This window comes from Micromonospora sp. 15K316 (genome assembly GCF_004348525.1).
GTDB lineage: Bacteria > Actinomycetota > Actinomycetes > Mycobacteriales > Micromonosporaceae > Micromonospora.
Window position 1 is genome coordinate 25,442 of sequence record NZ_SMKG01000044.1, and the last position, 7,554, is coordinate 32,995.

Annotated in this window: 7 protein-coding genes and 1 pseudogene; 3 read left to right on the forward strand and 5 right to left on the reverse strand. The window is 74.3% G+C overall.

The genetic code is table 11. From position 1 onward, the window contains the following. The first annotated feature begins 64 nt into the window (after nucleotides 1-64). Both eccD and eccB read left to right on the forward strand, forming a co-directional pair. The gene (eccD, locus tag E1211_RS12195) at nucleotides 65-1,441 is read left to right on the forward strand and encodes a type VII secretion integral membrane protein EccD (protein WP_243709508.1); all 1,377 of its coding nucleotides are present in this window, start codon (nucleotides 65-67) and stop codon (nucleotides 1,439-1,441) included. Nucleotides 1,442-1,448: 7 nt separating this feature from the next. Next, nucleotides 1,449-2,843, forward strand: coding sequence for a type VII secretion protein EccB (gene eccB / locus E1211_RS12200; RefSeq protein ID WP_132348521.1), 1,395 nt, complete (start codon nucleotides 1,449-1,451; stop codon nucleotides 2,841-2,843). An 11-nt stretch (nucleotides 2,844-2,854) separates the two neighbouring features. On the opposite strand, the gene E1211_RS12205 is transcribed toward eccB, so the two are convergent. From E1211_RS12205 to E1211_RS12215, 3 genes are read right to left on the reverse strand one after another with little or no spacing between them, the layout of a single operon-like run. Next, the gene (locus E1211_RS12205) at nucleotides 2,855-4,141 is read right to left on the reverse strand and encodes a S8 family serine peptidase (RefSeq protein WP_132348523.1); all 1,287 of its coding nucleotides are present in this window, start codon (nucleotides 4,139-4,141) and stop codon (nucleotides 2,855-2,857) included. Beyond that, on the reverse strand, nucleotides 4,138-5,121 hold the full coding sequence (locus tag E1211_RS12210) for an SMI1/KNR4 family protein (RefSeq protein WP_207915346.1): 984 nt from the start codon (nucleotides 5,119-5,121) through the stop codon (nucleotides 4,138-4,140). The genes E1211_RS12205 and E1211_RS12210 overlap by 4 nt, the downstream gene beginning before the upstream one ends. Continuing rightward, nucleotides 5,118-6,062 (reverse strand): SseB family protein, encoded by a 945-nt coding sequence (locus tag E1211_RS12215; protein WP_132348525.1) that lies wholly within the window; start codon nucleotides 6,060-6,062, stop codon nucleotides 5,118-5,120. The genes E1211_RS12210 and E1211_RS12215 overlap by 4 nt, the downstream gene beginning before the upstream one ends. 148 nt (nucleotides 6,063-6,210) lie before the next feature. On the opposite strand from E1211_RS12215, the gene E1211_RS12220 reads away from it, so the two are divergent. Continuing rightward, the gene (locus E1211_RS12220; protein WP_132348527.1) at nucleotides 6,211-6,654 is read left to right on the forward strand and encodes a hypothetical protein; all 444 of its coding nucleotides are present in this window, start codon (nucleotides 6,211-6,213) and stop codon (nucleotides 6,652-6,654) included. 13 nt (nucleotides 6,655-6,667) lie between these two features. On the opposite strand, the gene E1211_RS12225 is transcribed toward E1211_RS12220, so the two are convergent. Continuing rightward, complete coding sequence (locus tag E1211_RS12225) at nucleotides 6,668-7,216, reverse strand: hypothetical protein (RefSeq protein ID WP_132348529.1); 549 nt, start codon at nucleotides 7,214-7,216, stop codon at nucleotides 6,668-6,670. Next, nucleotides 7,213-7,554, reverse strand: a pseudogene (locus E1211_RS32475) (hypothetical protein); the annotation flags it as partial. The pseudogene E1211_RS32475 and the gene E1211_RS12225, both read right to left, overlap by 4 nt.

Consider the following 7,554-nt stretch of genomic DNA (forward strand, 5'->3'; position numbering starts at 1 on the left):
CGCGCAGACGCATGCACGGGAGGTGACCAGCGTGACGGCCCCCGGCGGTCTCAGTCTGGCCAGGGTGACTATCGCCGCTCCCAAGCGGCGGATGGACGTGGCGTTACCGAACGCCATGCTCGTTGCGGAATTGATGCCGCACCTGCTCCGGCACGCCGGCGAAGGTCTCGGAGACGTCGGCGAACAGCAGGGCGGCTGGGTGCTCCGGCGGGCCACCGGCACGTTGCTCGAGCCCACCCGGAACCTCTCCGCCCAGGGCGTACGCGACGGCGAGCTGCTTCACCTGGCGCCCGGCCGTGACGAGTGGCCCGAGCTGGCGTACGACGACGTGGTCGAGGTGATCGCGAGCAGCGCGCGCCGAGCCGGCCGCCCCTGGAGCGACGACGCCACCCGACGATGCGCGCTCGCGGTCACCGCGGCGCTGCTCGGCGTCGGCCTGGTCGCGTTGCTGGCGGTCGGTTCGCCGTGGCTCGTCCCGGCCCTGGTGGCGCTCGGCGTCGCGCTACTGCTGGCGGTCGCCGGGCCGGTGCTCTCCCGGGCCATGGGTGACGCCACCAGCGGCGCGGTGGTGGCGGCGGCGGGCCTCCCCTACGGGTTCTTCGGCGGAGCGCTGCTGGCGACCCCCGACGGCACCCCGGTCACCGGCATCGGCGCCCCCGGGCTGCTGCTCGGCTCGTCCACGCTGCTGGTCTTCAGCCTGATCGGGTACGCGACCGTCGCGGGCGTGCAGCGGCTCTTCATGGCCGGGCTCGCGGCCAGCGTGACGGGCCTGCTCGCCGCGCTGCTCAGCTACGCCGGGGTCTCCCCGGCCGGCGCGGCGGCCGCCACCCTGACCACGGTCATCGGGCTGCTGCCCGGCTACCCGCTGATCGCCAGCTGGCTGGGCAAGCTGCCGGTGCCGGAGCTGCCCGACCGACCGGAGGAGATCCTCAAGGACCGGCCGGTGCCCGAGCGCGCGAAGGTCTTCGTGACCGTCGCGCGGGCCGCCGAGCTGCTCACCGGGATGCTGCTCTCCGTCTCGATCTGCGGCGCGCTGGCCATCGCCTTCCTCCTCAACCACGACCAGACGCCGGCGGGGGCGCTGCTGGCCCTCTGCGGGTCCGGTGCGATGCTGCTGCGCGCCCGGCTCTTCCCCACCGCCGAGCAGCGGATTCCGCTGCTGGCAGGTGGCCTGCTCGGGCTGGTCGCCCTCGCGATGGGTGAGATGTCCGGCACCGAGTCCGCCGGCGGACGACTGCTGCTCCTGGTCGGTGTGCTCGCCGCGGCGGCGGTGGTGCTGGCTGCCGGGCTTCGGTTCAGCCGGCGGCGGCCGACGCCCTACCTCGGCCGGGCCGCCGACATCGCGGACGTGGTTGCCATCATGGCGCTCATTCCGCTGGCCTGCGCGGTGATCGGCCTGTTCGGGGCGATCCAGGGAATGTTCGCCTCGATCGGCGGGTGAGGCACGGATGGCGACACGGCGGGATCAACTTCAGTCGTACCAGTTCATGACCCAGCGGGTCATCTCCGCCTTCGTGATGCGCGAGACCGATCCGCAACAGTCACCGCTGCGCCGCGGCATCGGCGCGCTCTTCGGCGGGCTGATGATCGCCGTGCTCGTCGCCGCCGGTGTCGGCATCTACGGCCTGTTGACCAAGGTGGGCGGCGACAGTTGGCGTAAGCCCGGCTCGGTGGTGGTCGAGAAGGAGAACGGCGCTACCTACGTCTACCTGGACGGCAGGCTGCATCCGACGCTCAATTACACCTCCGCGCTGCTGGCCGTGGGCCGGCCCGGCGCTCCGGTGGCGCGCGTCTCCGGCGGGACCCTCGCCGGGGTGCCGCGGGGCGTCCCGATGGGCATCCCGAACGCGCCCGACTCGCTGCCCGGGGTGAAGGGGCAGACCGGCCTGCCGTGGTCGGTCTGCTCGACGCCGAACCGGGGCGGCAGCGGGCAGGCGGCGACCACGGTGACCCTCGCGCTCTCCACCGCCCCGTCCGGGGCGACCGGGATCGGCGACGGCGGACTTCTGGTCGCGGACGCCGCGCTCGGCATGAAGTACCTGGTGTGGCACGGTCGCCGTCACCTGGTGCAGGAGTCCCAGGTCCTGGTGCCCGCGCTCTTCGGCGCCGTCACCCCCGCGCCGGTCGGCACCTCCTGGCTCAACGCGCTGCCGGCCGGGGCGGACCTCGCCGCCGTGCCGATCGCGAACCGGGAGAAGCAGTCGAACGCGGTGCGCGGGCGGCGCAACGGTGACCTGCTGGTCGCGCAGACCGGCTCCGGACCTCAGCACTACCTGGTGCTCGCCGACGGCGTGGCGCCGATCACTCCGGTGCAGCAGGCCATCCTCAGCGGGCGGTACGGTCACCAGTCGATCGAGGTGCCGATCTCCGAGGTGACCTCGCTGCCGAGGAGCAACCAGTCTCCCCCGCCTGCGGCGAGCGGTCAGCCGCCGGCCACGCCGCCACGGCTCGTCACCGTCGACAGCGGTCAGCAGATCTGTGCCGTCACCCGGAGCGCCGGCGAGCCACCGGAGCTGACGGTGGGCGGCAGCGTGGCCGGTGCGGACCGGGCCACGCCGACCGGTTCGGTCTCACCCGACGGTATCCCGCTCGCGGACCGGATTCTCGCCCCGGCGGGGCGCGTCACCGTGCTGAAGGCGCTGAACAGCCCCGGCTCGTACAGCATCGTCACCGACCTCGGCATCCGGTATCCGGTCCCGTCGGCGGCGGTGCTCGGCCTGCTCGGTTACCCGGCCGAGGCGGCGCTCGACGTGCCGCCCAGCCTGATCCTGCTCATCCCGACCGGGCCGTCGCTCGATCCCCGCGCGGCCACGTTGCCCGCGGTGGCCGGCGCGGGGAGCTGAGCGCCCGGACGTCAGCGGGCCGGGCCGGCCGGGACCTCGTCGAAGAGCTGAACGGGCGGCCCCGGCTCGTCGGGCTCCGGCCGCGTCACCGGACGGGGAGCGACCGCCGCCCGCCAGCGCCGCCGCCGCGCCCGGGGCAGCATGATCGCGACGATGGCGACCAGCAGAACCACGATCAGCGCGGCGAGCGCGCCGGTGAGCGCGGTGCGGCGGCTCGCCGCCTCGGCCGGGTCGGTCCGTTCGGCGGCGGCGGTGAACCCGGGAGGCGACGCCGGCTTCTTGTTCGGCAGCAACTGGCCGTTGATCGCGCCGTACGGGTTCACCAAGCCGTGCCCGTACTGCTGCCGGTCGGCTCCGGGCACCGCGTTGGCGGTGAGCAGCCGGATCAGCTCGCTGCGCGGCGCGTCGGCCCGCTTCGCCCGGGTAAGCGCCACCGAGGCGGCGACGAAGCCGCAGGCCAGAGCGGTGCCATCGGCCGCCTCGGTCAGCCCGCCACCGCGTTGGGTGGTGGTGATGCCCACCCCCGGGGCGACGAGGTCGAGGTAGGAACCGAACTGCGACCGGACCCAGCGCTGGCCCTGCTGGTCGATCGCCCCGACCGCGAGCACCTCCGGATAGGCCGCCGGGTAGGACTGCGGATTGCCGTCGTCGCCGTGGTCGCCACTGGCGGCCACCACGATGGCCCCCCGGTCGGCCGCCCTGCCCACCGCCTCCCGCAACGCCGGGGCGTCCCGGTCCGAGTCGATGGTGACCGCGACGACCTGGGCACCCCGGTCGACGGCCCAGGAGATGCCGTCGGCGAGCACCTGCGGATCGGCCGGCGCGTCGTTGAGGCTGGCGTCGTCGCGTACCCGGACGGGCAGGATGCGGGCCGCCGGTGCGAGTCCGGTGAACGGAGCCCCCTCGGTCCGCCGGGCGACGATCAGCCCGGCCACTCGGGTGCCCACCCCGGTGCAGTCGCTGTTCGCGGTGCCGAATCGGCGGACCGCGTCGTAGCCCTCCAGCACCCGGCCGCGCAGCTGCGGGTGCGAACCGTCCACACCGGAGCCGAGCACGGCGACGGTCACTCCGCTTCCCTGGCTGAACGGCCAGACCTGCTCGGGCGCGAGCACCTGCTGCGCCCACGGCATCGCGGTGACCTGGCCACCCGGCTGCGCGCACTCCGGTGCCGCCTGCGCCGGCACCGCCGGCCCCACCAGGACGGCGGCCACGGTGCCGGCGGCGGCCACCCCCGCCGTCCAGCGTCGTACCGTCCGTGCCAGCCGACGGTTCGCCATCCCGACCTGTACCTCCGTCATCTCACCGCGGCCCGCCGTGTGGCCGGCAGGGCCGTACCGATCCGGTCGTCGTCGACCCGCACCGCCCGGCCCTCGGCGACCGCCGTGACGGCGGACTCCCACAGCGTGGCGGGGACCGCGCGCAGCGCCTGCCAGAAGGAGCCGAAGCCGTCCGCGCACCGGTGCAGCAACCGTTCACCGATCTCCGCGGCGCTGTCGCCGTCGCGGGCTCGCGGGTCGTCATCGTCCCAGTACCAGACCGACCCCTCGTCTCCGCCCCGGATCTTCACCAGGAGCAGCCCGCCCTGCACGTAGCCGACGGCGAGCCACTGCGCGGGGAAGCGGTCTGCCCACCAGGTGTTGGCGTAGCCGAGGTCCTGCAGCCCGTCGGTGCGGGCGACACCGAGGAACGGCTGGTCGACCACGAACCCGAAACGCGGGTGCACGGCCGGCCACCCGGGCCGCCCACCGTTGGTGCGGGCGAGGAAGTCGCGGTAGCCGGCGGGCAGCGGACCACCGACCCGTTCCTCGACGAGTGCCACCACCTCGGGCGACAGCCGCTCGGCGACCTCGATCGGCGGCGGTTCGGCGGTGTCCACCGGCAACCCCCGCCGTCCGTGGTCGGCGTCTCCCGTGCTGACCCCGCCCAGGTGCCGGAAGGCGGCGTGCAGCTCGGCGGGGACCAGCGCCACCCGGCGGGCTCCGGCCAGGTGCGCCCAGGTCCAGCCCACCGGCGTACGGACGTCGGGGACGTCGAGGTCGGCCGGGTCGGCCAGCGTCAGGTTGGCGGTGACCACGGCCAGCACCCGGGCCACGTCGACGCCGGTGCCGGGTGGCGGCGGCGGCAGCTCGACCACCTCGCGGGCGTACGGCAGCCAGTCGGGAAACCCGTGCGGGTCGACGGCCACACCCTGGCGGTAGCGGATCCGCAGCATCGGGGAGGCCGGGTGGAACACGCCGAAGGCGTACCCCGAGCCGGGAATCCGCGGCACCGCACTCACCTCGGCCACCTGCCGGCAGTGTCCCCGTCGGAGGTCTCCTCGTCGGCGGACGGCCAGAGCAGCAGGAACTGCACCTGCTCGGGAGGCAGGGTGATGCCCGCCGGTGAGTCCGGGTCGACGGCGAGGGCATGCCCCTCCGGCCAGACCGTGAGCAGCGAGACGAGAGTGGCGCGCAGGCTCGGCGCGCCGTCGGGGTAGGCCCGCTGGAAGCGCTCCGGGGTGGTGAAGACCTCGATCACCGGGGCCTCCGGCGGCCCCACCGGACGCCACGGGAAGTCGAGGTCGACCACCTGGGCCGGATCGTCCACCGGGCGGGCGGTCGGGAGCACCACCATCGCGTCAAGCAGGGCGTCCAGGTAGCCGGCCACGTCCCCGCTCTCCCCGGCGGTGAGCAGCAGCTCGGCGGTGTCCGGCTCCGGGGTGCGCGCCGTCCGCGCCATCGCGGCCTCGAACTCCGCCATCAGGTCGCCGTCGTCGCCGTCGGCGATGGCAGCGGTGATCTCCTCACCGGCGGTCGCCTCGGCGACGTCGGCGAGGACCTCCAGACCCGCGGGTACGGTCAGCTCGCCGTCCGCCGCCGCCTGGACCGCCTCCACCGGCAGGTACACGTCCAGGGGGGTGCCCGGGTTGACCGCCAACTTCCAGTCGGCCATCGGCCACCGCTCACGCAGTTCGTCGTACCCGGTCACCGTGTAGGCGTCGGCCACCCCGGCGATCCTCGGCGCCATGGTCTCGACCGAGGTGAACACGGGCAGGAACGGCTGCCCGAAGAGGTCCATGGTGATGAACCGCTGGCCGGCGGTGTCGGTGTCGCCGCTCAGCTGCGGAAGGTAGAGCTCGGCCCGGGTCAGGATCCGGAAGAACTCCACCCGGTCGTCGGCCTGCGCCGCACGCAGCAGCGCCCGTTCGGTGTCGTTGGCCGGCCGCCACGACTCGTCCACGACGGGTCTCCTCCCCCACGCACCGTCGCGCTTCCCGCGCCGTCGGGTCCGAGCCTAGCGATCCGACGTCGATGGGCGGGACCCCGCCGACGGCGCACGCTAGGCTACGGGCCGGTCGCCGTCCATCGACGTCCCCTGAGGAGGATCCATGCGACGTGTCGCCACGATCGCCGCGCTGACCGCCCTGCTGGCCGGCTGCTCGCCGGACACCTCGGCGCTGGACGCGCAGAAGCCGGTTCAGCAGAAGGTCACCCTCGAGCTGGCGCTGGTCGGCCCGGCCGAGTTCTTCGACCTCGTGGTGCAGTGGGGGCACACCACCGTCGCCAACAAGGAGGAGCACACCCCGGCGCCGAACTGGGTGAAGGACCTGACGCTGACCTGGCCCGACGACGTGTACGTCTACGTCAACGGGACCGCCCGGAAGAAGCCCACTGTGGACGACCGGCTCGCCTTCGTCAACGGCCAGCCGTCGGTCGAGTGCCGACTGCGCATCAACGGCCAGGTCGTCGAGACGGCGACGAACGCCTCCCCGCAGTGCGACTTCAACCTCACGGGAACCCCGCCCGCGGCGCCGAGCGGCAGCGCCGGGTGACGCTCCCCCGGCGTCAGCCCAGCCGCCGAAGCGCGGTGTCGTAAGCGGAACGGACGGCGGTGAGGCGGCTGGCCCGGAACCGGCCCGGCTCCCGCTGGTAGACCGAGCGGCCCAGCGGGCTCCAGACGGCGGTGAACGGCACCCGACCACCCCCGGGCGGCACGAACTTCAGCACCTCGTCCACCGCCGCGACCGCCGCCGTCAGGCGGGTACGGCACCGCCGCCGGTCAGCCGCCGGCAACCGCTCCGCACCGGCCGGTACGCCCCGCGCGTGCCCCTCGGCCACCCAGAGCCACTCCCCCGCGTCGATCAGCGCGGAGGGCTCGGCGGCGCCGTAGCGGAAGACCCCCTCGGCGCTCTCCGGTTCGGCGGGCAGCCGGAAGAGGAACTCCCGGGCGGTGCCGCAGCGTTCGCAGGCACCCGCGTACCGGCGGGCCAGCTCGCCGTCGGGCAGCGCGAGGATCGCGGAGGCACGGGGGAAGCGGCCCTCCCCGCAGCCGCAGGGGTGCAGATCCATGTAGAGGTGCGCCTCGTTGGCGCTGCGGGCGGCCAGCGCGCTCACGACGGGCTCCAGGGCATGTGGTCCAGGTAGAAGTCGCGGATCCCTTCGAGCCGTCGACGCCGGAAGCGGCCCGGGTCACGCTGGTAGACCGTACGGCCCCGGGTCGACCAGAACGCCGACTCGGGCACCACGTCGCCCTCCGCCGGAACGAACTTGCGGATCTCCTCCATGGCCGCCACCGCGGTCCAGCGCAGGTCCGCCGCCTCGGCGTCGTCACCCTGCCGCTCGGCGATCTCCGACGCCTCCCCGCACCAGTCGGCGACCAGCAGCCACTCGCCCGGGTCGAGCAGCGCCGAGGGCTGCGGCCCGCCGAAGCGGTTGGTGGGGTGTGGGCCTGT